A 24,033-nucleotide genomic window follows, 5' to 3' on the forward strand; every position below is an offset into this window, starting at 1 on the left:
GATGCGAACCCTCGGCAATATCGTGATCACCGGCGGTGCTTCGGGGCTCGGCGCGGCGGTGGCCGCCGCCGTCCGTGAGAACGGGGGCCGCCCCTACGTGATCGACCGGGTGGAGCCCCAGACGCCCGTCGACTTCGCGCGTGCCGACCTCGCCGATACGGCCGCCGCCGAACGAGCTGTGCGCGACCTCGTCGAGCGCGCGGGCGGCCGGATCGACGGCGTGTTCACCGCCGCGGGAACCGACGCCTGCGGTCCACTGGACAAGGTGCCCACCGCGAAATGGGAGCACGTGGTCCAGGTCAATCTGTTCGGCACGGCCGCCGTGGTGCGGGCCGCCCTTCCTGCCCTGCGGAGAAGCAAGGGAACGGTAGTGACCTGTGCTTCCACCCTGGGCATCAAGGCCGTCGGTGACGCGACCGCCTACTGCGCTTCGAAATTCGGTGTGATCGGCTTCACGAGGGCCCTCGCCGCCGAAACCGCGGGCAGCGTCGGGGTGACCCTGCTGATCCCTGGCGGAATGCACACCGCCTTCTTCGACGACCGCGACGAGCAGTACAAACCGCCGCCCGACGCGAAACTCAACCAACCCGAGGACGTCGCCGACGCAGTCGTTTTCGCGCTGCGCCAGCCGCCGGGCTGCGAGGTCAGGGAAATGGTCGTGTGCGCATCGGAAGAGGGATCGTGGCCTTGACCGGCTCGATTCTCGTGCTCCGCGCGCTCGGGCTCGGCGACCTGCTGACCATCGTCCCCGCCTTGCGTGGACTGCGGAACGCCTACCCGGACGACCGCCTGGTGCTCGCCGCGCCGGAAGCGCTTCGCGATCTGGTCGACCTCATCGACGCCGTCGACGAACTGCTGCCGACGGCGGGATTGGGTGTGCTCCGATGGCAGGGCGCATCGCCGAGGTTGGCGGTCAACTTGCACGGCAGCGGGCCGGAAAGCATTCGTGATCTGCTGGCGCAACGTCCGGACGCACTGCTGACCCATCGCCATCCGGATTTCCCCCAACTTCCCGGCCTCGACTGGCGCGACGACCTGCACGAGGTGGATCGCTGGTGCCGACTACTGGAATACGGACGAATCGACGTCGATCCGACCGCGTTGCAGCTCCCTGAGCCGCCGGAGCCCGCCCCCGAGCCGAACGCGATCGTGATCCATCCCGGCGCGGCTTATCCCGCACGCCGCTGGCCATCCGAACGTTTCGCTCGCGTGGCACGGGCATTCGATGCCGACGGCCACCGAGTGGTGATCACCGGTACGCACGCCGAGATCCCGTTGGCGAGGGCGGTCGCGGAGAAGGCGGGCTTACCGCCCTCAGCGGTGTACGCGGGACGCACCGACCTGGCGGGACTCGCCGCACTGGTGGCCGCCGCGGCATTGGTCGTGTGCGGTGACACCGGCGTCGGGCATCTCGCCACCGCCTTCGGCACACCGTCGGTAGTGCTGTTCGGCCCCACGCCGCCGCACCGATGGGGGCCGCCCGCCGCCGCGAAACACCATGTAGCGCTGTGGGCGGGCGCCGTCGGCGATCCGCATGCCGCCTATCCGGATCCCGGCCTGCTCATGGTGCGACCCGAGCAGGTGCTCACGGCCGCGGCCGGATTGCTCGGGGAGAAGGTGCGCCATGGGTAGCCGTGTCGGTGTGGTCGGCGCAGGCTACGTGGGGCTCACTACTGCCGCTTGCCTCGCCCACCTGGGACACCACGTGGTCTGTGTCGACAACGACGAGTCCAAGGTCGAGGCTCTTCGCGCGGGCACGGTCCCGATCGTGGAGCCCGGCTTGCCGGAACTGGTTCGGGAAGGGCTCTCGGAGAACCGGCTCGTCTTCACCTCGGACCCACGGGCGCTGCACGAATGCGAAGTGGTCCTGCTGTGCCTTCCTACGCCCATGGGCGCCCGCGGTACGGCCGACCTGGGCGTGATCGAAGACGCGCTCGCGAGATTGTCCACCGTCCTGCCGCCGGATTGCGTGCTCGTCACCAAGTCCACCGTTCCGGTCGGCACCGCGGCGCGCATCCCTGCCCTGTCCGGTCTCGCGAGCACGGCCGTCATCAGCAACCCGGAATTCCTCCGGGAGGGCCACGCGGTGGAGGACTTCCTGCGCCCCGATCGCGTCCTCCTCGGCGCGGCCGAGCAGGATCGGGAGTCGGCCGATCGTGTGGCGGCGCTCTACGCCGGAACGGGCGCGCCGGTCCTGCGGTCGGATTCGGCCAGCGCGGAACTCGCCAAGTACGCCAGCAATGCTTTTCTCGCGGTGAAACTCTCGTTTGTGAACACGCTGGCCGAACTGTGCGAACGGGTCGGCGCCGATATCACGAAGGTCACCGGCGCGATGGGAATGGACGATCGGATCGGTCCGGCCTTCCTCGCGCCAGGTCCCGGCTGGGGCGGCTCGTGCCTGCCCAAGGACACGCGCGCGCTCTTACGGGCCGCGGAGGCGGCGGGGGTCGACTTCGCCATGCTTCGTGCCGCGCTGCGAGCCAACGACCATCAGCGAGCGATGGTGCTGCGCAAGATCCGCCGCGCGGCCACCGGTACGGTCGACGGCTCGCTGTCGGGGACGCGGATCGGCGTGCTCGGCCTCGCGTTCAAGGCCGGGACGGGGGACCTGCGGGAGTCCCCCGCCGTCGCGGTCGCGCGGCAGCTTTCCCTTCACGAAGCCACGGTCACCGCGTATGACCCATGTGTCCCGGAGTCGGGCGCCCCCGGCCTCGACGGCATTCGAGTGGTGGACGACCCATATCTGGTGGCGAAAGAGGCCGACGCGATCGTAATCCTCACCGAATGGCCGGAGTTCCGTTCGCTCGACTGGGCGAGGATCGCGACCGACGTGGAGCGGGCCGTGATCGTGGACACCCGAAATCTGCTCGACGAGCGCCTGCTGAGCGGCACCGGCTTCACATTGCTGAGCACCGGAACCGCCAGGCACGACGCGTGCCAATGACCGACTCTCCGAAGGGAGAAGAGCGACGGCGCGCCCCGACCGCGCCGTCACTCAGCTTCTTCGGACCGCCCGCAGGGTCGGTGCGGCAGGCGCAGCTTCCCGCCGCCGAACCTCGCTCAGCCCTTGACCAGTTCGGGGGTGGTGGTCTCGGGCTCCTCGGCGGCTTCCGGCGCGGCGGACCGGCTCGGCAGCAGCACTGCCGTGACGATCACGATCAGCGCCAGGGCAGCCGAGACGCCGAACGCCAGGCGCATGCCGTCGAGGTGAGCGGAGACGACATCGACGCCGTCGGCGGCGAGCGTGGTGGCGCGCGCCGACATCACCGTCACCACCAGGGCGGTGCCGAAAGCGGCCGCGACCTGCTGCAGCGTGCCGAGCATGGAGCTGCCGTGGGAGTACAGCTGGTGCGGCAGGGCGCCGAGGCCGAGTGTGAAGACCGGGGTGAAGGCCGCGGCCAGCGACACCATCAGCAGGATGTGCAGGGCCAGCAGTTGCCAGTACGGCATGGTCATCGAGATCTGGGTGAAACCGGCCAGTGACGCCGCGATCCCGATCGAGCCGGGAATCACCAGCCAGCGACCACCGAAACGGTCGAACAGACGGCCCACGGTCGGTCCGAGCAGACCCATCGCCAACCCACCCGGCATCACCAGCAAGCCGGTGGCCAACGGGCTCAGGCCGCGCAGGTTCTGCAGGTACAGCGGCAGCAGGATCATCGATCCGAGCATCGCCATGAACGCCACCGACATCAGGATCAGCGCCTTGGTGTAGATGCCCGACAGCAGGACCCGCAGGTCCAGCAGCGGAGTGCCGGTGCGCTGCAGGCGCAGCTGACGCAACACGAACGCGGCGATCAGCGCCGCGCCCACGGCCACGATCAGTGCCGGACCTGCGAGGTTGCCGCTCTCGAACCGGCTGAGCCCGAAGACCAGTCCACCGAATCCGAGCGCCGCCAGTGCCACGCTGGACACATCGATCTGCCCGGCCTGCGGTTCACCGACGTTCTCCAGCTGACGCAGACCCAGCCAGGCGATCACACCCGCGATCGGCAGCACCAGCACGAAAAGCCAACGCCACGAGGCGATCTGCAGCACCGCACCGGAGATCACCGGACCCATCGCGGGCGCCACCGAAATGGCCAGGGTGACATTGCCCATCACCCTGCCGCGATCGCGCTCGGGCACCACCGTCATCAGCGTGGTCATCAGCAGCGGCATCATCACCGCCGTACCGCCTGCCTGGATGATCCGTCCGACCAGCAGCACCGCGAACGACGGCGCGACCGCGGACAGCGCGGTGCCGGCCAGGAAGACCCCCATCGCCGCCGTGTACGCCGTCCGGGTCGAGACACGCTGCAGGAACCAGCCGGTGGTGGGGATGACCGCCGCCATCGTCAGCATGAACGCCGTCGACACCCATTGCGCCGCACGGTCGGTGATGGCGAGATCCTCCATCAGCCGCGGAATGGCGTTGATCATGATGGTCTCGTTCAAGATCACCACGAACGTCGCGAGGACCAGCACCCGGATGACGGTCGGTGTCCGCCCTCCCGAGGCGGGAGCGGTTGGTTCGGCGGACATCGGTTACCTCCGGAGTGTGGGTCGTCGACAGGAACATGTGGCCCGTTGCCCAGTCATCGATTCGCGTCCCGGCGCCACAGTGGTGCAGACGCCGTCAACTGCTCGAACTCATCGGGCGCGGGTCAGTATTCCGGTCGGCACCGACACAAATCACTCGATTATTCCGCCGCCCCACCGCGCAGTCTCATCGCAAACTGCTGGTCAGGACTACTTCTCACAAGCCGTCGATAGTTAATCGTGAGCCTGGTCACCCCTCCTGAACGGCCATCGCCGCCGCCGCTATTTGGACTGCACCAGTTGCTTGGCCGGGTTGGCGTCCGGCGCCACACCGTCGTGCGCCACCATCGCCTCCTGACGGCCGAGGGCGGGGCCGCCGGGCAGCAGACCGACGATCGGCCACGGCGCGGGTTCCGGCGTAGCGTGTTCGGAATCCATCCCGAGGGCTTTCTGCGCGTCGGCGTCCTTGATGCCGTAGCGGACTCCGGTATCCGCGATGTAGAACAGGCTGTCCTTGCGCTGACTGTCTGGTTCGATACCCGTGGTCTGCACCAGCATTCCCGATCCGGGCTTGGTGTAGAACTGGGCGACGTTTCCGCCGGAGCCGTCGGCTTGGGCCAGCTGCACCGGGCGAGCGTTGTCGGGGATCGGCAGCGCGCGCCCGGTGATCAGCGAGAGCTCGGCACGGCGGGTGCCGTCGGCCTTGTCCGACGCGACCGGCAGCGGTTTCCACGAAATGCACTGCACCGGCTGGTCCTTCATGTCCACGATGGCCGGGGCGGTTTCGGGGTAGTCCTGCACGGGCAGCGTGCTGACCAGGTCGGTGTGGGAGCGGGCGTAGTCGGTGATCTCGTAGTTCCCCGCGGTGGGGTTGGAATTGCGAATGATGTCGGCGGTCAACGGTGAAATCGGCTGCAGCCCGGTGCTCAGCACCACGTAGTGCTGGTTCACGCTGATGACGCGCACCACGTCGCCGTTGCGGCGGTTGTCGACGGGCTTGAGCGGGAACCCGCCCGGATCATCGATCTTGGGACGCTCGATGGGCGGCACCTCGGGAATCGCGTTCAGCAGTCCCTGGCTGATCGGGCGCGGGGTCATGCCGCGGATCTTCAGCGCGTCGGTGATCGCACGGTCGGCCATGTCCACGCGGGCGCGGCGGTTGGCGTAGATCAGATACGCCGAGTCCTTGCCCTGCACCAGCAGGGCGCGCTCCTGCGCCAGCACGCCCACCTTGTCACCGAGGTTCAGATCGCCTGCGATGACCGTGCTGCTCAACGCGTTGGAGCCGTCCGTCCTCAGCTCGTCGCACACTGTCCAGGCACGGCCCTTGCCGCCGGTGTCGAAGCCCAGCGCGGAAGGCGCGCCCGGGATGCCGATCAGCGTGCCGCGCGGCCGCTTCGACAGCTCCGACTCCTTGACGATGACCGCCTTGGCCGCATCGCCGACCGCCAGGCGAGCCGACGCGAGGTTGAGCGCCGGATGCACCACACCGTCGAGCGACGCGTATACCTGACCGGAATCCTTGCCGATGAGGATCTTGCTGTCGCCGATCTTGTCCTGCGGGCGCAACAACGCGAGCACACCGCAGCCCGCGAGCACGACACAGCCCAGAATCAGGCCTGCCGCGTAGGCGCGCGACTGCGAGCGCATCGGGTCGTGCAGCATGCGCACGTCCCGGCGCACCAGGGCATGCTCCATCCGCCGGACCAGAAAGCGGTAACCGCTCACCTGCCAACGCGTAGTGGGTTTTGAAGGCATCAGTGCTCCCCCGAACCGGTGTTCATGACTTGCCGAGCCAACCCTACAAGTTGCCGCTCGGCCGAGCGGCCGCGACGCGGAACAGACAGCACACGCGCGGCGGTGACCCCGGATCCGCCAGTGCCGTCGGGCACACGTGGGCAAACCCGGGCATGTGGTCGCTGACGGCGAACTATGGTGATGCGGTGCCGCTCGAACCAGGTGACCAGTTTGCGGGATTCATCGTGCAGGCCCGGCTGGGGCACGGCGGCAGCAGCGAGGTGTATCTCGCGCAGGACCCGGAAGAATCGCGGCCGGTCTCGCTGAAGATCCTCGGACCCGAGGACAGCCGATCGCCCGAGGCGCGGGCGAGATTCGTGCACGAGTTCGACATCCTGTCGGCGCTGCGGCACCCCGACATCGTGCGGATGTACACGCACGGGGAGAGCGACGGCAGGCTGTGGTCGGCACACGAGTACGTGGCCGGTGCGACCGGTTCGACTCTGGTGCCTGCGCCGCACCGGCCCCCGAATCTGCGACTGGTGCTGCACGTCTTGACCCATGTCGCAGCGGGATTGGATTTCGCGCACGCCAACGGCGTAGTCCATCTCGACGTGAAACCGGCGAATATCCTGGTCGGCACGGACGAGCCCGCGACGGTGAAGATCTCGGACTTCGATTCGGCCCGATGGTTGCAACGGCCCGAACCGCCCTTGGCGACCAACGGTTTCGTCGTCGTGTCGGTACCGTACGCCGCGCCGGAACTGCTCCGGGCGAGCACGGTGTCCCCGGCGACCGACCAATACGCCCTGGCCTGTGCGGCTTTCGAACTGCTCACGGGCCACACGCCGTTCGCCCGCGGCACCCTCATGGCCACCGCGGAGGCCCAGCTGCACGATCCACCGCCCGAGCTCTCCCGCCGCAGGCGCTGGATCCCGCCGGAGGTGGATGCGATCCTGCACCGGTCGCTCGACAAAGAGCCCGGCGCCCGCTACGACTCGTGCGCCGAGCCCATCCGCTTGGTCAGCGAGATACTTCAGGACATTGATCCTCGCCCCATCTCCCCTGTACTGGACCGCGTGAAAGCGGCGTTGAGCCGAGCGCCATTGATGAATGCCACCTTGGGGCGGATAGGCGGCAAGGGGTTCGGCGCCCGCGTCATACGCTGACGAAATCGTGGCGACCTCCGTCATCCGCTCGGCCGCGTAGGCCGGGTCGAGCAACGCCACCGGAAGCGCGGGGTCCTGGTGCACGCTTGCCGCTCAGCCCGCGCAAGAGTTCGACGCCGATCAGGGCGCTCCTGCCGGGTGACTCAGCGCAGCTCTGAGTGTGCAGCTCTGAGTGTCCACACCGGCGGTCCGATCCGACCTGGTCTCGGCGCGCAGGCGATGCACAGTCGACCACCCGGCTCGACAGCTCGTCCGATGCGAGGCGGACACCGGCCCGCGGCCGCCCACCGAGCCACGTACTCGACAGCTGCGCAGCTGGGACGCCGTATTTGCTGGTTTCCTTGCGAGGGAGCCGGTGCGCCGTCACGCTGAAAGGTATGCGGACCCGCGATATCGAGGTCGGGTGCACCTATATGGTGCTGGTCCCGCAGCGTCTGCCGCGCAGGCGGTACCCCGACTGCGACCAGCCGGGCTCGCTCACCTGGGCGTGGTCGTGGCTGCGGGGCGGCCGGTTCCGGCTCACCGTGACCGAGGTCGACGACACCAGCGCTCCGACCATCGTCGAAGGCTTGCGGATCACCGCGAACTCTCGCATCGCGGTGGTGTTGACCGCCGAGCAGGCCACCGAGCTGGGTCTGCCGGTCGGGGTGTTCCGGGTGCGCGGGACCCTGTTCGACGGCGAGGACCGGCCCGTGCGCCTGCCCGAGGTCGAACCACTACGGGTTCCCGCCCGCTGGTTGCGACCGGTCGAGCAGCCGTGCTTCACCCACCGCGACATCGATTGCTTCCCCTACCTCTGAGCGTCACGGGCCGAGCACCCCTTCGTGCGGGCGGTCGTCGCCGAAGCGTGTCAGCGGTATCGGCCCGGCCGTGGTCCGACTCTGTCCAACAGTCAACCGGTCATCGGTCCCGTAGAGCGCTCGGCCAGTCGCCGACTCCGTCCAACAGTCGGCCAGTCGCCAACTCCGTCCAACAGTCGGCCAGCCGCCAACCCCGACCAACAGTCAGCCAGCCGCCAACCCCGTCCAACAGTCAGCCAGCCGCCAACCCCGACCAACAGTCAGCCAGTCGCCAACCAATCCGGAGTCGGCCGTAACCCACGCCATCCACCAATCCGCCGGTCGCCTCCGGAGCGGCGAAAGGGGGCTTCCTGCTGGAGCCGGTGTCGGCAATCGGTTGGGCCGACCAGGACAGATACGCGAGTGCGCGGCCGAACGTGCGCCCACAGCGCGCGGGGGCAGCCGATGTCGCTCAGCCGTAGTACGGCGCGACAAGACGTTCCGCCGCGGCCCAGAGTTCGGCTTCACGCCGCCGGTCGTAGGACTCCTCCGACGACCGGGACACACGGCCGCGATCGACGTAGGAGCCGGTGGGGGCCGCGGTGGCGCCGAGGACGACGTCCGCGAGGTATCGCCCCGCGGCCGCGCGGCTGGTCGCCAACGGCGTGCCTGCCAGCACCGGCAGGATACGGCGCATCGCGAACCGGGAGACCGGCCCCGCGTTGCGGGCGAGGTCGGTGCCGGGGACGAACCCCGGGTTGAAGCCGATGGCGTCGATCCCGGCGGGCAGTCGACGCGCGTACTCGTGCACGAGGTGGATGGCGGCGAGCTTGCTCGTCGAGTACGCGGTGCGTCCGGCGGCGGTGGTGCCCGGCTTCGGAAACGCGCCCGGGCGGGCGAGCACGTCGGGTGACTGCCAAATCGGGCCGGGCACCATCCCCAAGTTGTGCCGGAAATCGCCGAAATGGGTGTCGCTCACGGTGACCACTATCCGGGCCGGGGTGCGGAAGCGATCCTCCAGCAGGCGAACGAACAAATGGTTCGCGAGCACGTTGACGACGAAGGTGGACTCCAAACCGTCGGGCCCCGCGGTGCGCGCGTTCGTGTACTGCATCCCCGCGTTGCCCACGAAACCGTGCAGCGGGGGCAGATCCCCACTGTCGAGCCGGGCGCGGATCTCGTCCGCGGCCGACCGCACGCTGTCCAGTGCGCCCAGGTCCGCCGCGACGTGCGAGACCCGGCGCCCATCCCCGCCGAGTTCCGCGGCCAGCCGTGCGCCGGTGGACCCGCGGGCGGCGACGACCAGATGCGTCTCCCGCGCCCGGCGAAGGATGTGCTCCGCGGCGACCCGGCCGATCCCGCGACTCGCTCCGGTCATCACGATGGTCGACGGCATGTCGTCTTCCTTCACTGGCGTGGCAAAGCGCCCGGACGGGCATATCCGACCTTCGTCGCCGACCCCGTCGGCTGCCAGTGCCGCGCCGGTCACCAGGACCGGCAGTACCCAGGCTGGTCGGGCCCGCGGCGACGAGAATGAACGCGTGGCTACCTCTCGCTCCGCTTTCGGCGGGCTCCTGCACGCCTGGCGTGATCGGCTGTCGCCTGCCGACGCGGGCTTCGCGGTGACCGCGGGCCGTCGCGCCCCTGGACTGCGCCGGGAGGAACTCGCGCAACTGGCCGGGCTCTCGGTCGACTACATCCTGCGCTTGGAGCAAGGACGCGCGCGAAACCCCTCGGCTCAGGTGGTCGGCGCACTCGCCCGCGCCCTTCAGCTGTCCCGGACCGAGCGCGACGAGCTGTACCGCAGCGCCGGGCTGCTGCCGCCGCAGGACGGGACGATCGGCACGCATGTGCCCGCGGGCATCCAGCGGCTCGTCGCGCGGCTCGGCGATGTCCCGATCGGAGTGTTCACCGCCGACTGGACGCTGGTCTGGTGGAACGGCATGTGGAGCGCCCTGCACGGTGACCCGGCGCTGGTCCCGGCCGCCGAGCGGAACCTCGCGCGCGCCGTTTTCGGTACCGGCGCGGCTCGCGCCGCGCTACGTCCCTTCCGGTCCGACCGAGCGGAAGACGCCTTCCCCGCGTCGATCGTCGCCGATCTGAAAGACGCGGCGGCGCGCTATCCCGCCGACGACCGGCTCGATCGCCTCGTCCATGAGCTTCGGACCACGTCCGCCGCCTTCGCCCACCTCTGGGCGACAGCGACGGCGTCCCAGCACACGAGCGACCGGAAGACGATCCGGCATCCGGAGGTCGGTGAGATCACCCTGGACTGCGACGTGCTCGTCGTTCCCGGCGCGGATCTGCGCATGGTCACCTACACGGCGGCAGGCGCGAGCAGCGACGCGGGGAAACTCGACCTCCTGCGCGTCACGGACGGCCGTGCGGCCACCACGCTCCCCTGAGTTACCAATCCAGTAGCAGGCCAATCGGTCTCGTCACTCGGGCCAGGGCAAGGCGGATCGTCCGGCAGGCGGTCGATCCCACGACGCCGGGTCAGTGGACGAGCTGGTCGGCCCATGCCTGCGGCAGGGTCGCACTCGACACGTCGGCGATTTCGTGCAACCGCTGCGCGGGAGTTCCCAAGCGGCTCAACTGGATCAGCCCCTGCGCGACCACTACGACGGTGGCGCTGAGGGCGGAGAGCGCGGCCTCGTCGTGGTCTCCGGCGTCGTGCATCGCGGGCCGCAGCCGGTCGGCGACACCCTGCTCCATCGCCGTGGTGGTCCGAGCGCCGATGGCGGCGACTTCGGGGATCCGGGTGCCGAGCTGGGCGATGCTGTTGATCATCAGGCAGCCGCGCCGATCCGGCTGCGCGGCACAGTCTTCGATGATCGCCTGATAGAGCGCGCGCACCGCGGATCGCGCCGATCCGCCCGCCGCACCGATCGCCCCGCGGACCAGTTGCGCGCGACCTTCGCAATAGCGTTCGAACGCGGCGAGAAAGAGGCCACGCTTGCTACCGTAGGCGGCGTAGATGCTCCCGTTCCCGATGCCCGTGGCGAGCGAGACGTCTTCCACCGAAGTGCTGTCGAAACCCTTCGACCAGAACAGCTCGGTCGCGGCGTCGAGCAGGTTCGATTCGTCGAACTGTCGCGGCCGTCCCATGTGCTCACCGTACCAATCGACCTGCGAGGTATCCCACACAACTTGTTCTGGAGGCGTGCCTCCACAATACTGGTGGACATGTCTTCCAACTTCGCCACCCGGCCCCGCAGACGGGTGGGCGTTCTCGTCTTCGACGGCGTCAAGATGCTCGATTTCGTCGGGCCCGCGGAGGTGTTCGTCGAGGCGAACCAGTCGATGGCGGGGTACGAGGTGGTCGTGGTCTCGGCCGACGGCAAGGACGCCCAGACCTCGATCGGCGCACGGGTCGAGGTGAGCTGCGCGGCCGCCGACGCGGGTCGTTTCGACACGGTGGTGATTCCGGGAAGCGAGCTCCCACCGGGGAAATTCGTGACCTCGGAGGTTTTGGCGGCCGCGCGGCATCTGGCCTGCAACACACGACGGCTGGCATCCATCTGCAGCGGCGCGTTCGTCCTCGCCGAGCTGGGACTCTTCGACGGCAGGCGCGCGACCACCCATTGGAAATTCGCGACCGAACTCGCGCGGCGGTACCCCGCGGTCGAGGTGGATCCGGATGCGATCTTCGTGCGGGACGGCAATCTGTACAGCTCGGCCGGGGTGGCCGCGGGCGTCGATCTCGCACTGGCACTGGTCGAAGAGGACCACGGCGCCGACGTGGCTCGTCGGGTGGCGCAGTCGATGGTGGTCTACATGCAGCGCGCCGGCGGCCAGTCGCAGTTCTCGGCGTCGCTGAGCGGACCGGCGCCGCGCAGCCCGCTCGTCCGCGGCGTGGTGGACCTGATCTGCGCCGACCCGGCGTATCCGCACACGGTGCAGACCCTGGCCGCCCATGCGCGAGTCAGCGTCCGGCACCTGACCCGGCTGTTCCGCGCGGAACTCGAGCGCTCGCCCGCGGAATACGTGGCGTTCATCCGCTTCGGGACGGCCAGGGACATGCTGCACGCCGGATACAGCGTGACGGAGGCCGCCATGGCGGCGGGCTACGGCACCAGCGAGGCGCTGCGCCGAGCCTTCGTTGCCCGCCTCGGCATTTCCCCGCGCAAGTATCAGCAGCGGTTCCGGTCGACCGGCTCGACCACCGGGATGGAGCAGGCCATGGCACGGGCCGTGTCCTGATCAGAGGCTTTTGTGGCCCGTGGGGAGGGGCGCCGGGCGGGTGTTCCGGCCGAAACTGAGTCACCCGCAGCGCTCCCTACCGAGCGCTGGAGAAAGGAATGCCAATGTCCGCCCCGGCAAGTCCCACCATCGTCCTGGTGCACGGCGCGTTCGCCGATGCCTCGAGCTGGTCTCCCGTCACCGAACGGCTGCTCGCCCAGGGCCATCGGGTCGTGGTTCCCCCGGTGTTCAATCGCAGCCTGTCCGCGGACGCGGCCTACATCGAGTCGTTCGTGCGGCAGATCGACGGCCCGGTGCTGCTGGCCGGGCACTCCTACGGCGGGGCTGTCATCACCGTCGCCGGTGTCGCCGAGAATGTCGTCGGTCTGGTCTACGTGTCCGGCTACGCGCTGAAAGAAGGCGAGAGCCTGGGGCAGTTGCAGGGCGGGTTCCCGGACTCCGACCTGGCCGCCAACCTCGTCTACGCGCCCTACCCGGTCGCGGGCGCCGAGCCCGGCACGGACGTCTCGGTCGACGTCGACGCCTTCCCGGAGGTTTTCGCCGCCGGTCTCGATCCGGCGAAAGCCAAGGTCCTCGCCGTCTCGCAACGGCCGTTGTCGGCGATCGCGTTCAACGAGCCCGCCTCGGCGGCCGCGTGGAAGACGAAACCCGCGTGGGGCATCGTGTCCAGCGCCGACCGCACCATCAATCCCGATGTCGAACGCTTCGGCTACAAGCGAGCCGGATTCCGCGCCGTGGTCGAGATCGACGGACCACACCTGGTGATGCAGACCCACCCCGACGCAGTCGTCGCCGTCATCACCGAGGCGATCGCCCACTCGGCTTGAGCCGCAGCATTTCCCACCCCTAGAGAGGCACGATCATGTCAGGAAACCCACTGGGCATCTCGCTCGAACCCGCGGCGCAGGATTTCGTCGACGCGACCTCGCAGCCGCCGTTCCTCTACCAGCTCCCGCCCGAAGAGGGCCGCAAAGCGGTGGACGGCGTGCAGGACTCGCCGATCTTCAAGCCCGAGATCGACGAGGAATGGATCACCGTCGAGGGCGGACCGACCGGCTCGGTGCGGGTCCGGATCGTCAAACCGCAGGGCGCCACCGGAACGCTGCCGGTGATCGTCTACACCCACGGCGCGGGATGGGTCTTCGGCGACGCGCACACCCACGATCGCCTGGTGCGCGATCTCGCTGTCGGCGCGCACGCCGCCGTGGTATTCCCCGAATACGACCGGTCCCCGGATGTGCGCTACCCGGTGGCCAACGAGCAGTCCTACCGGGTGGTCCAGTGGGTCACCGCGGAGGGCGCGCAGAAGGGTCTCGACTCGTCCCGGATCGCGATCGCCGGTGATTCGGTCGGCGGCAACATGGCCATCGCGCTGACTCTGATGGCCAAGGAGCGCGGCGACGTCTCCTTTGTTCAGCAGGTGCTGTTCTATCCGGTGACCGACGCCAACTTCGACACCGGCTCCTACGAGCAGTTCGCCGAGGGATACTTCCTCAGCCGCGAGGGCATGAAGTGGTTCTGGGACCAGTACACCACCAGCGCGGAGGATCGTGCGCAGATCACCGCCTCGCCGCTGCGGGCCACCACCGAGCAGCTGACCGGACTGCCGCCTGCGCTGGTCATCACGGCCGAAGCCGATGTGCTGCGCGACGAGGGCGAAGCCTTCGCGGGCAAGTTGCGCGCCGCGGGCGTGCCCGTCACCCAGGTGCGCTACGGCGGCATCGTGCACGACTTCGTGATGGTGAACTCGCTGCACGACACGCACGCCGCCAAAGCCGCGGTGGCGCAGGCCGTCGCCACGCTGCGGGCCGCACTGCACTCCGCCTGACGTACCGACGATCGAAATCGAAGGAACCCACTCTTGAGCACCGAGCCCACCCGTTCTTCCGCGCCGACCATCGTGCTGGTCCACGGCGCGTTCGCCGACTCTTCCAGCTGGAACGGGGTCGTCGAACGCCTGCGCGCCCAAGGGCATTCCGTGATCGCGGCCGCCAATCCGCTGCGCGGCCTCGACAGTGACGCCGCGTATGTGGCCTCGGTCCTCGACTCTGTCGAAGGGCCGTGCGTTCTGGTCGGCCATTCCTACGGCGGCAGCGTCATCACGGTCGCCGCAGCCGGGAAGACCGAGGTCGAAGCGCTCGTCTACATCGCCGCATTCATCCCCGACGAGGGCGAGAGCGCACTGCAATTGACCGACAAATTCCCCGGCTCGACGCTCGGGCCGACCACCAGGCCCGCCTCCTATCCGCTTCCCGACGGAGGCACCGGCACCGAGCTCTACATCCGGCCGGAGGAATTCCACCAGCAGTTCGCCGCCGACGTGCCCGCCGCTACCGCCGAGCTGATGGCCGCGACACAGCGGCCGGTCGCCCTCGACGCCTTGCAGCAGCCCGCGGTTGCCGCCGCCTGGCGGAACATCCCGTCGTTCGCGCTGGTCACCAGCGAGGACAAGAACATCCCCGCGGAAGCACAGCGGTTCATGGCAGAACGCGCGGGAGCCGTCACCGCCGAAGTGTCGGCCTCCCACGCGGTCTCGGTTTCCATGCCGGACGCGGTCGGTGACCTGATCATCCGGGCAGCCGCAGGCGAGTAGTCGAGTAGTACGGCCTCGGAGCTCCGCGCGCCAGGGATTTCCCTCCGCGCGGGGCTCCGTAGCGCGCCCGGTCCGCGCGATCGGACGCGCCGGACCGCGTCGAAGGCAGCGGCGATCCGTCTTCGTTCTCAGCAGGTGACCACCGCTGTGGCGAAGCCGTCGAGTACCAGGACGGCGTCGGTGATCGGCGTGGCTCGCGGACCGTGGGATCCGACCTGTTCGAGGGTGACCGGGGCGGACGGGGAAGCCAGGGTGACCATCAGCGGAGTGTCGGACTTGTTGATCACCACGAGTTTTCGCTCGCCCGACTCGGTGACGAAAGCTTGTGCGTGCATCCGTGGGTCGGGGAAGGCGGTGGTAGTGGCGGCGAGCTCGTCGCCGGGGCCGAAGTGCCGCAGCAGTAAGGCCAGGGCCTCGTAGCGCAGGTTCGCAGCGCCGGTCTCCCAGTCGATCAGCGAGGTGCCGGGGATCATGCCCGGGTAGTCCATGAACTCGGCGATCCCGACCAGATCGGTGCCGAGCGCGACGAGTTCGGCCCAGAGATAGGACTGGACCGCGGCGCTGAGTGCCCAGTACTCCTCGGGGATCTCCGGGCTCGGATTCATCACGTCAGCCGGATAGGTACCGATTTCGTTGACGAACGTTTTCGCGGCCGGAGCGAGCCTGCGCCGGATGCCATCGATGAACCGCGCCTGCTCCAGGAATCCGTCGGCTCGCGCGAAGAAGATGTCGCGCCAGTGCGCGTACGGCGCGTTGCCCTCCGGGCCGAACGGGTTGCGGATGTCCGGCGACGCATAGAAGTGATAGGAGAACGCGTCCACCGGGACGCCGGGCCGGTGGTTGGCCGAATCGAGGAAATGCCAGTAGTACTCGGGCTCGCGGTAGATATGACTCAGCGACAACCCGACGAACTTCATGTCGGGGTCCAGCGGACGAAGACGTTCGACGATCGCGTCGTAGAGCCTCGTGTAGTCGGCCGGTGCGATCCGGTGCCCCAGGTCGGGTTCGCACAGCACTTCCCAATAGGCGAAGCGGTAGTGGTGCCCCGACTCGTGACGGCGACCCAGTTCGTCGGTGAACCCGCCCGCGATGTACCAGCTGGCGACGCGGTAGAAGTAGTCCGCGGCCTCGGTGAAGGTGGGGTCGCGGAACTCGGTGCCCCGCTCGTAGTCCCAGTGGATTTCGTCCGGGTCCTCCGCTACGGCAACCGGCTCCTCGGTGCGGAACATCCAGGCCGGGATGGTCGCGAAGTTCGCGACGACCGGCTTACCGCCCGTGGCCTCCATGAAGTCCTCGACCAGCGGATCGAGCAGCTCGAAGCTCCAGAACGTTTCGCTCGCGGTGGGCGGGTTCAGCTCCGCGACAGCGATACGCGGGTGGGAATACCAGGGCAGGAATCGAACGAGGTCGGCATCGAGCGCGCGTAGCGCGTCGAAGGCCTTGTCGTGGATCGGTGAGCTTCGGCGCAGTGGCGGCGCTGTCCACAGGTGCGTGGTCAGCGTGGTGCGCGAGACGCCGGTGATCGCGGCCCAATCGATGTGGATCGAATTCAGTGGTGCGCCCGTCATTTCGTCCTTCTCTTCGCTGCGGGGGTTGGGAATCCGAGCGCCGGGAGCAGGGCTTCGTCGACGATCGCCGCCCGGACGCGCTCGTCGGGCCACTGCCCGGTGTCGATCTGGTGCTTGATCACCAGCGCCTCGCCGATATCGCTCACTATCGGCGTGACCAGCGCGGCGTCGATTTCACCGAGCGCCGCGTAGTGGTCGAGAACGGTGCGGGTGAACCGGCCGCCGCGCAGGTCGAAGACATTGCGGTACAACGACTCGACCAGCTCGGGCCGCCGCTGCCGCTCGCTCAGGATCGCGGCCGTGGCCGAGCCGGTCGGACCGGACAACCATTCCGTCAACTGCTGCAATGCGCGCAGCAGGTCCCCGCGCAGGTTGCCGCCGGCCGGGGTGGGCACTTCGACGGGGTACGCCTGCGCCAGCGCCTCGATCAGCAACTCCTCGACCGTCGCCCAGTGCCGATACAGCGAGGTCTTGGCGACGCCGGCGCGCCGCGCGACCCCCTCCATCGCCAGACGTCCCACCCCCGCCTCGGCGGCCTCGGCGATGACGGCCGTATGACAGTCGGCGCGTAACTCGAGTTTGGTGCGGCGGCCCTTTTCGGGGGGCTTCATCGCGTTCACGCCTCCGACTATAGCTACGTTTTAGTAGCTAAACAAGCGTAGCTACGAATTAGTAGCTTAATTCCGGCAGCCCGCACTCAGAGGACAAAGTCGAGGTCGCGGCAGGAAGACCCGTCAAGAGCGCGACCCGGGCACGGTGCGACCACCCGCCTGGCAGGCGGCGGGGCACTGGGCGACTACCCGTCTCACACGCGACCGGACACCGTGCGGCTACCCGCCTCACACGCGACCCGACACGGTGCGACTACCGCCTCACACGCAGGCCCGGGCACGGTGCGGCTACCCGTCTCACACCCAGGCCGGGCACGGTGCGGCTACCGCCTCACACGCGGGCCGGGCACGACGTGGCTACCCGCCTCACACGCGACTCGGACACAGTGCGACTACCCGCCTCACACGCGACCGGACACGATGCGACCACCCGCCTCACACGCAGGCCGGGCACGGTGCGGCTACGACGCGGCCGTCAGTCGCAGACTGCCCCGATCGATGCCGAGCCGACCAGCTTCGTGTATTTGGCCAGGACGCCTCGGGTGTAGCGGGGTGGCAAGGGTTCCCAGCCGTCGCGGCGGCGGGCGAGTTCGTCGGCGTCGACCAGCAGGTCCAGGGTGCCCGCGGCGACCTCGAGGCGGATGCGATCACCGTCGCGCACGAACGCGATCGGGCCGCCGTCGACGGATTCCGGTGCGACGTGCCCGACACAGAGACCCGTCGTGCCGCCGGAGAACCGCCCGTCGGTGAGCAGCAGGACGTCTTTGCCCAGGCCCGCGCCTTTGATAGCGGCGGTGATGGCCAGCATCTCGCGCATGCCGGGACCGCCTTTCGGTCCCTCGTACCGGATGACGACCACGTCGCCAGCCGCGATCGTGCCGTCTTCGAGGGCGTCCATCGCGGATCGTTCCCGGTCGAAAACCCGTGCGGTGCCGATGAAGACGTCGGACTCGAAGCCCGCCGACTTGACGACCGCGCCATCGGGCGCGAGCGAACCGGTGAGGATGGTGATGCCGCCGGTCGGATGGATCGGCGACGCCATCGCCCGGATCACCTTGCCGTCGGGATCCGGCGGGGTGATGTCGGCCAGGTTCTCCGCCACCGTTCTTCCCGTCACGGTCAGGCAGTCGCCGTGCAGCAAGCCGGCGTCGAGCAACGCCTTCATCATGACGGGCACGCCGCCGATCCGGTCCACATCGGTCATCACGTGCTTGCCGAAGGGTTTGACGTCGGCGAGGTGCGGAACCCGGCGACCGATGCGGGCGAAATCGTCCAGACTCAGGTCGACATTCGCCTCGTGCGCGATGGCGAGCAGGTGCAGCACGGCGTTGGTTGAGCCGCCGAATGCCATGACGACGGCGATGGCGTTCTCGAAGGCGGGTTTGGTGAGGATGTCGGATGCGGTGATCCCCTGCCGGATCAACTCCACCACGGCCGCACCGCTGCGGCGGGCGTAACCGTCACGACGACGGTCGGTCGCGGGCGGCGCCGCGCTGCCGGGGAGCGACATGCCCAGCGCCTCCGCCGCGCTGGCCATGGTGTTGGCGGTGTACATGCCGCCGCAGGCGCCCTCGCCGGGACAGATCGCCCGCTCGATGGCGTCGACGTCGGCGCGGCTCATCAGGCCGCGGGAGCAGGCGCCGACCGCTTCGAACGCGTCGATGATCGTCACCTCGCGTTCGCTGCCGTCGGAGAGCTTGGCGATGCCGGGCAGGATCGAACCCGCGTACAAGAACACACTCGCCAGATCCAGCCGGGCCGCGGCCATCAGCATCCCGGGCAGCGACTTGTCGCACCCGGCCAGCAGCACCGAACCGTCGAGCCGCTCGGCCTGCATCACCGTCTCGACGCTGTCGGCGATCACCTCGCGCGAGACGAGGGAGAAGTGCATCCCCTCGTGCCCCATGGAGATGCCGTCGGACACCGAGATGGTGCCGAACTGCATGGGGAATCCGCCACCGGCGAAGACGCCGTCCTTACAACCTCTGGCCAGCCGGTCCAGCGACAGGTTGCAGGGAGTGATCTCGTTCCACGAGGAGGCCACGCCGATCTGCGGCTTCTCCCAGTCATCGTCGCCCATGCCGACCGCGCGCAGCATGCCGCGGGCAGCGGTTTTCTCCAGGCCGTCGGTGACGTCGCGGCTGCGGGGCTTGAGATCGGAGACCTTCGTATTCTCGGGCACGGTTCCCCATCATCCTCGGTCCGGCCCGATCGCGGCGGTGACCACGCCGAACCCCTGCACGCCCGCGCCGGAAACGCCCGCTCGTACGCCCAGAGCGTAATGGCGGGCAGACCGGCGGCCCGGGATCGTACGCTCGGACCATGACCGAGCACCCGAGACTTCACTCGATCCCCGGTGGACGCGACGACCGGCCTCGGCAGCCGGAACCGCAGATGCCCCCGGAACCCCTCTGGCGCGAGGTGCTCGGCGAACAATTGCGCACGCTACGGCAGGACCGGAGCGAGACGCTGGTCGAAACAGCCCGGCGGGCAGGCATTTCCCCGCAGTACCTGTCGGAGGTGGAGCGGGGACGCAAGGAGCCGTCGAGCGAGATGATCGCCGCCCTGGCCGGTTCTCTCGGCACCACGCTGGGTGAGATCACCGGCCAGGTGGCGGACGAACTCCGCGCCCGGCGCCGGGTCGCCTTCCTGCAACGGTCGGAGCCCCGCTCCGGCACCGGGCCCACGCTCATGCTGCTTGCGGCCTAGCCGGACACAGCCCTGCGCACGGCCGCGGCGAAGGCGGAGGGACGCCTGGTCAGTCACGCCGCCCGAGGACCCGGTCGACGAGCCCGTACTCGACCGCGGCCGACGCGGTGAAGACCCGGTCGCGGTCGGTGTCGCGCCGTAGCCGCTCCACCGTTTGCCCGGTGTGCCGCGACAGGATCGACTCGATCTCCGCCCGCATTCGCACCAGCTCGTCGGCCTGCAGGATCAGATCGGGGATCGTTCCCTGCCCGCGCGCGGCGGGTTGGTGCAGCACCACCCTGGCGTGCGGCAGCAGTGCGCGGCGTCCGGGCTCGCCACCGGCCAGCAACACCGCCCCGACCGCGATCGCCTGGCCGACGCACGTGGTCTGCACGGGCGACTGGATGTGCTGCATGGTGTCGTACACGGCGAGCATCGAGGACAGATCGCCGCCCTCGCAGTTGATGTAGAGGTTGATCTCCTGTTCCGGGCTTTCCGATTCCAGGTGCAGCAACTGCGCGATGAGCGCGTTGGCGACGCCCGAGTCGATCAGCGTGCCGAGGTAGACGATCCGCTCGGCGAGCAGGTGGGAATAGATGTCGGTGATTCGCTCGCCGCCGCGTGGATGCTGCGCGATCACATTGGGGATGGTGTAGGTGCTCATGCTGTATCCGTTTCCGGCATCAGCGGGGCCTTGCGTGGTCACGCTCCGCTGCCGCCTCCAGGCCTGACCGCTCATGCTGTATCCGTTTCCGGCATCAGCGGGGCCTTGCGTGGTCACGCTCCGCTGCCGCCTCCAGGCCTGACCGCTCATGCCGAGATCCCGATCCGTTGGCGTTGCGGGACGATCTGCCCGAACGAGTCGACGATGTGGTCGATGAAGCCGTACTCCTTGGCTTGCGCCGCGGTGAACCAGCGATCGTGCAGCGAATCTTCGTAGATCCGGTCGAACGGCTGACCGGTGTCCTCGGCGATGATGCCGAGCACCGTGTCCACGGTGTAACGCAGGTCGTCGGCCTGGACCTCGACATCGACGGCGGTGCCACCGATGCCCGCCGACCCCTGGTGCATCAGCACCCGGGCGTGCGGCAACGCGAAACGGCGGCCCTTGCTCCCCGACGACAAGAGGAATTGACCCGCGCTGCAAGCCAATCCGAGCGCGAGCGTCGAAACTTCACACGGGACCAGTCGCATCACGTCGCGGATGGCGAGCATCGACGGAACCGAGCCGCCGGGCGAATGGATCCACAGCGAGATGCCCGCCTCGGCGTCTTCTGCGGCGAGGGTGAGCAATTGGGTCATCAGCAGCGTGCCGTTGTCGTCGTCGAGCGCGCCGTCCAGCACGACTATCCGGCGGCTGAGCAGCTGCTCCCGGGCCCGCCAGCTGAACATCGGGGTGTTGTCATCGTGAGCCATGACCCCACGGTGCCGCATCCGCGGCGCGAAACCGGCCCGGCGCTGCCCACGGCAGATCTGCTCTCAGCAGTCGGGTTGCGGTGCGGCGGAGGGGCGCAGCGCCGCCTGCCGTCCCGGAGGCGGGTGTCGCGAAGATCGTCGTCGCGGGCGCGCCCGGCCAGAAGTCCGGATGGCAGCGGTACCCGGGAAACGGCGATGCCCGTCGGCGCTTACCGCGCTGACGGGCATCGTCGATGGAACGCGGCTCGCTAGGACTCGCGGCCCGCGGTCGAGGCGGAGCGCTGCCTGCTGGTGCGAGCGCGGCGGCGTTCGGCCTGCAGTTCGGCGAGTTCCTGCTCGAGGATGTCGGCGACGCGGAACGAACCGGTGTCGTAGATGTCCGGCGTGCGGGCCGTCGGCGGCTGCGCGATGTCGGGCTTGGGGGTGTCCTTGCCGTTCTTCGATTCCGGCGCCGGGCTGTCGGTCTTGACGTCCGCGAGCGGGCGTCGGGTGACCGCCGGGATCTCGGCCGTCGCAACCTCGGCCTCCGGGGTGCGCGGCTTGGCCGGAGCCGCCTCCCGGACGACCACCTTCGCCGCGGCGGGTTCTTCGACGGGCACTCGCGTGGCCGGCCGCTCGTCGACCTTGACCGACGACACCGGCGCGGGCGCCACGGGCTCGCTCGCCAGGGGCTTGCTTCCGTTGGTGGCGGACGCACCGTTCTTGGCGGCGATCGGAACGTCCAGGTCCTTGACCTTCACCGGCGTGCTGGGACGCGCCGCGACGACCTCCATCGCGTCGAGGTCTTCGATGGACTCGGGTAGCACCGGCTTGCGCGGCGCCTCGACCGGCGCCCGCTTCTGCTCGGCTGTCACCACGACCGTGGGCTGCTCGTCGGAATCCTGCGGTGCGCCATCGGTTTCGGCGACCTCGGCCACTTCCTGCTCGATGACCTCCACCGGGGCGGCCGCCACGACGGGCTGCGGCTCGTGCTCCACGTATTCGTGCGGGACGGCGGGCGCCTCGGGGGCGACCGGCATCCGGTACCTGGGCAGGGTGAGCCGGATCTGTTCGGCCGGGTCCGGAAGGTCGCGAACCTGCTCGGTGGCCCTGGCGATGGCGAGACCGTAGCGGGCGCTCGCGGCGTCGTGGATGAGCAGCGCGACACCGATCATCACCGGGGCGATAGCGTGCACGGCCGCGTCGTACCACGCGCCCGTGCGCAGATACGGATAGGTGTTGAGGCTGACGGTCAGCGCCAGCAGGGCGACCTCGGCCGCCGCGACCTGACGGCGGTTGTCGACCACACCCCATTCGGCGACCTTGTTGGTGCCGATCATGATGATGATCAGGCAGACGCTGATCATGCCTTCGAGCAAGTAGCTGAACCAGTACAGCGGATCGGTCGCGCCGCCGGGAGCGATGTTCTGCTGGACGTTGACCGCCGACCACAGCATGCCCGCCGCGACGACACCGGCCAGCGCGCGCAGCGACCAGGACCGATGCCGGTAGAGCGAGGCCAGTTTCGCGTGCGGGCTGGATTCGCGTCGCTGCGCGGCAATCGCCTTGCGGGCGAGGAGGAGATCTCGCATGTCGGCCTTCTCGATCGCTTCGGTGGTCTGCCTGGCGCGGTCGGATGCCGCGGCGGCAGCCTGCGCCTCTTTCCAGCGCTGTCCGCGCTCCTGAGTGCGAATCCGTTCGGCGAGCTCACGTTCGGCATGCAGTTCGTCCTCCGACAGCGCCTCGGTGAGCGCGGGATCGAACTGGTAGGCGAGCCGTCCACGGGCCTTCTCGACCCGCCTCGCCAGCTGTGTAACCTCGTCCTCGATGGGATGTTCGATGACCATCAGCGCTCCCCGCACGGGAGAGTCGATGGCAGACAAGTGATCACGAATGGCAACGGCACGTTTCATTCATAGTCGATCCACCGCTACTGGCGAAACTGTTCATTTGCCATCTCGCAAAACTATTCGGCGTGCCGCGGACGACACACGCGGCGCGGCGTGATTTCCGCCGGTCGCGAGCACTTCTTCAGCCGTCGCGCAAAAGCCGCGGATTTCGCGTCGCGCGACGTAACTCGCGGATAAGAGCCCGGTCAGTGGCGCCGGCCGGTTCGTCCCGCACCGCGTCGAGCACCTGGGACAATGTGCCGAACAGCAGTCTGCCCAGCCGGTCCTGATCGACGTCGTCGCGAGACAGCCACTGCACGGTTAGATCCTCCGCCATCGCCCACCACGAGCGCACCACCAGGCGCTCGGCGGTCGACGGCGCGGGCCCGCCCAGCGCGGCGAACACCCGGTCGGTGAGTTCGTCGTGCATCTGCTCCATGATCGCCTCGAGCACCGGATCCTGCCCCGCGGCGCGGAGCAGACCCACCAGGGGGCCACTGCGCCTGCGCATGTAGCCGACGAAGTTGGCGATCATCGACGCGAGCGGGTCCGCGGCGTCCGGATCGGGGCCGGTGGCGCGCAGGAACCGCTGCGACGCGGCCCGGACGAGCTGCGCGTAGTACTCCTGCTTGGTCGGGAAGTAGTGGAAGAGCAGGCCGCGTGAGATGCCCGCCTGCTGCGCGACCGCGTCGACGGTGATCTGGTGCCAGGGGCGGTCGATCAACATGCCGAGGCCGATGCCGATCAACTGTCGGCGCCGGTCGTCCGCCGAGCGGCGGCCGCCGGGCTCCGCGGCAACCTCGGTCATCCACCCTCCTCTATTGAGCAATGCTCAATAATATGCTACCAATGACTCGACCGGAAGTTGAGCAATGCTCAG

22 protein-coding genes are annotated in these 24,033 nt (G+C 68.8%); 11 read left to right on the top strand and 11 right to left on the bottom strand.

What is annotated here, in order from left to right:
* The first annotated feature begins 1 nt into the window (after position 1).
* From IU450_RS29245 to IU450_RS29255, 3 genes are read left to right on the top strand one after another with little or no spacing between them, the layout of a single operon-like run.
* On the top strand, positions 2-691 hold the full coding sequence (locus IU450_RS29245; protein ID WP_195152956.1) for an SDR family oxidoreductase: 690 nt from the start codon (positions 2-4) through the stop codon (positions 689-691).
* Positions 661-1,632 carry a glycosyltransferase family 9 protein gene (locus IU450_RS29250; protein WP_324197868.1) on the top strand — a complete coding sequence of 324 codons (972 nt, stop codon included), beginning with the start codon at positions 661-663 and terminating at the stop codon, positions 1,630-1,632. Before IU450_RS29245 ends, IU450_RS29250 begins: the two co-directional genes overlap by 31 nt.
* A complete protein-coding gene (locus tag IU450_RS29255) occupies positions 1,625-2,944 on the top strand; it encodes a UDP-glucose dehydrogenase family protein (protein WP_195152957.1) in 1,320 nt (439 codons plus the stop codon). Before IU450_RS29250 ends, IU450_RS29255 begins: the two co-directional genes overlap by 8 nt.
* A 116-nt stretch (positions 2,945-3,060) precedes the next feature.
* On the opposite strand, the gene IU450_RS29260 is transcribed toward IU450_RS29255, so the two are convergent.
* Complete coding sequence (locus tag IU450_RS29260) at positions 3,061-4,524, bottom strand: MDR family MFS transporter (RefSeq protein WP_195152958.1); 1,464 nt, start codon at positions 4,522-4,524, stop codon at positions 3,061-3,063.
* Between the two features lie 279 nt (positions 4,525-4,803).
* A complete protein-coding gene (gene eccB, locus IU450_RS29265; protein WP_195152959.1) occupies positions 4,804-6,279 on the bottom strand; it encodes a type VII secretion protein EccB in 1,476 nt (491 codons plus the stop codon).
* 185 nt (positions 6,280-6,464) lie between these two features.
* Here eccB and IU450_RS29270 point away from each other — a divergent pair, with 185 nt between their 5' ends.
* Both IU450_RS29270 and IU450_RS29275 read left to right on the top strand, forming a co-directional pair.
* Positions 6,465-7,427 (top strand): serine/threonine-protein kinase, encoded by a 963-nt coding sequence (locus IU450_RS29270; RefSeq protein ID WP_195152960.1) that lies wholly within the window; start codon positions 6,465-6,467, stop codon positions 7,425-7,427.
* 377 nt (positions 7,428-7,804) lie between these two features.
* A complete protein-coding gene (locus tag IU450_RS29275; protein WP_195152961.1) occupies positions 7,805-8,227 on the top strand; it encodes a hypothetical protein in 423 nt (140 codons plus the stop codon).
* A gap of 451 nt (positions 8,228-8,678) precedes the next feature.
* Here IU450_RS29275 and IU450_RS29280 read toward each other — a convergent pair whose 3' ends face one another.
* A complete protein-coding gene (locus IU450_RS29280) occupies positions 8,679-9,602 on the bottom strand; it encodes an SDR family NAD(P)-dependent oxidoreductase (protein ID WP_195152962.1) in 924 nt (307 codons plus the stop codon).
* A 145-nt stretch (positions 9,603-9,747) separates the two neighbouring features.
* Between IU450_RS29280 and IU450_RS29285 the strand changes: the two genes are divergently transcribed.
* Positions 9,748-10,611 carry a helix-turn-helix transcriptional regulator gene (locus IU450_RS29285; RefSeq protein ID WP_324197869.1) on the top strand — a complete coding sequence of 288 codons (864 nt, stop codon included), beginning with the start codon at positions 9,748-9,750 and terminating at the stop codon, positions 10,609-10,611.
* 91 nt (positions 10,612-10,702) lie between these two features.
* On the opposite strand, the gene IU450_RS29290 is transcribed toward IU450_RS29285, so the two are convergent.
* Positions 10,703-11,314: a TetR/AcrR family transcriptional regulator gene (locus IU450_RS29290; RefSeq protein WP_195152964.1), complete on the bottom strand. Its 612-nt coding sequence runs from the start codon at positions 11,312-11,314 to the stop codon at positions 10,703-10,705.
* A 78-nt stretch (positions 11,315-11,392) separates the two neighbouring features.
* Between IU450_RS29290 and IU450_RS29295 the strand changes: the two genes are divergently transcribed.
* The 4 genes from IU450_RS29295 (at position 11,393) to IU450_RS29310 (ending at position 15,002) form a co-directional block, all read left to right on the top strand.
* Positions 11,393-12,409 (top strand): GlxA family transcriptional regulator, encoded by a 1,017-nt coding sequence (locus IU450_RS29295; RefSeq protein WP_195152965.1) that lies wholly within the window; start codon positions 11,393-11,395, stop codon positions 12,407-12,409.
* Positions 12,410-12,513: 104 nt separating this feature from the next.
* Positions 12,514-13,236, top strand: coding sequence for an alpha/beta fold hydrolase (locus tag IU450_RS29300; protein ID WP_195152966.1), 723 nt, complete (start codon positions 12,514-12,516; stop codon positions 13,234-13,236).
* A 35-nt stretch (positions 13,237-13,271) separates the two neighbouring features.
* A complete protein-coding gene (locus tag IU450_RS29305; protein ID WP_195152967.1) occupies positions 13,272-14,237 on the top strand; it encodes an alpha/beta hydrolase in 966 nt (321 codons plus the stop codon).
* A 33-nt stretch (positions 14,238-14,270) separates the two neighbouring features.
* Positions 14,271-15,002 carry an alpha/beta fold hydrolase gene (locus IU450_RS29310; protein ID WP_195152968.1) on the top strand — a complete coding sequence of 244 codons (732 nt, stop codon included), beginning with the start codon at positions 14,271-14,273 and terminating at the stop codon, positions 15,000-15,002.
* A gap of 128 nt (positions 15,003-15,130) precedes the next feature.
* Here IU450_RS29310 and IU450_RS29315 read toward each other — a convergent pair whose 3' ends face one another.
* The 3 genes from IU450_RS29315 to ilvD all read right to left on the bottom strand — a co-directional run bounded on the left by IU450_RS29315 (position 15,131) and on the right by ilvD (position 19,363).
* On the bottom strand, positions 15,131-16,570 hold the full coding sequence (locus IU450_RS29315) for a hypothetical protein (protein ID WP_228835288.1): 1,440 nt from the start codon (positions 16,568-16,570) through the stop codon (positions 15,131-15,133).
* On the bottom strand, positions 16,567-17,181 hold the full coding sequence (locus IU450_RS29320) for a TetR/AcrR family transcriptional regulator (RefSeq protein WP_195153081.1): 615 nt from the start codon (positions 17,179-17,181) through the stop codon (positions 16,567-16,569). The genes IU450_RS29315 and IU450_RS29320 overlap by 4 nt, the downstream gene beginning before the upstream one ends.
* Before the next feature lie 475 nt (positions 17,182-17,656).
* Entirely contained in the window at positions 17,657-19,363 is a 1,707-nt protein-coding gene (ilvD, locus tag IU450_RS29325) for a dihydroxy-acid dehydratase (protein WP_195152969.1), read from the bottom strand.
* A 140-nt stretch (positions 19,364-19,503) separates the two neighbouring features.
* On the opposite strand from ilvD, the gene IU450_RS29330 reads away from it, so the two are divergent.
* Positions 19,504-19,890 (top strand): helix-turn-helix domain-containing protein, encoded by a 387-nt coding sequence (locus tag IU450_RS29330; RefSeq protein ID WP_195152970.1) that lies wholly within the window; start codon positions 19,504-19,506, stop codon positions 19,888-19,890.
* A gap of 49 nt (positions 19,891-19,939) precedes the next feature.
* Here the strand turns inward: IU450_RS29330 and IU450_RS29335 are convergent, their stop codons facing one another.
* The 4 genes from IU450_RS29335 to IU450_RS29350 all read right to left on the bottom strand — a co-directional run bounded on the left by IU450_RS29335 (position 19,940) and on the right by IU450_RS29350 (position 23,961).
* Positions 19,940-20,533 carry a ClpP family protease gene (locus tag IU450_RS29335; protein ID WP_195152971.1) on the bottom strand — a complete coding sequence of 198 codons (594 nt, stop codon included), beginning with the start codon at positions 20,531-20,533 and terminating at the stop codon, positions 19,940-19,942.
* A gap of 146 nt (positions 20,534-20,679) precedes the next feature.
* Positions 20,680-21,285, bottom strand: a complete 606-nt coding sequence (locus IU450_RS29340) for a ClpP family protease (protein WP_195152972.1) — start codon at positions 21,283-21,285, stop codon at positions 20,680-20,682.
* Between the two features lie 248 nt (positions 21,286-21,533).
* A complete protein-coding gene (locus IU450_RS29345; protein ID WP_195152973.1) occupies positions 21,534-23,111 on the bottom strand; it encodes a hypothetical protein in 1,578 nt (525 codons plus the stop codon).
* Positions 23,112-23,295: 184 nt separating this feature from the next.
* Positions 23,296-23,961 carry a TetR/AcrR family transcriptional regulator gene (locus IU450_RS29350; protein WP_195152974.1) on the bottom strand — a complete coding sequence of 222 codons (666 nt, stop codon included), beginning with the start codon at positions 23,959-23,961 and terminating at the stop codon, positions 23,296-23,298.
* Between the last annotated feature and the right edge of the window lie 72 nt (positions 23,962-24,033).

This window comes from Nocardia abscessus (genome assembly GCF_015477775.1).
GTDB lineage: Bacteria > Actinomycetota > Actinomycetes > Mycobacteriales > Mycobacteriaceae > Nocardia > Nocardia abscessus_A.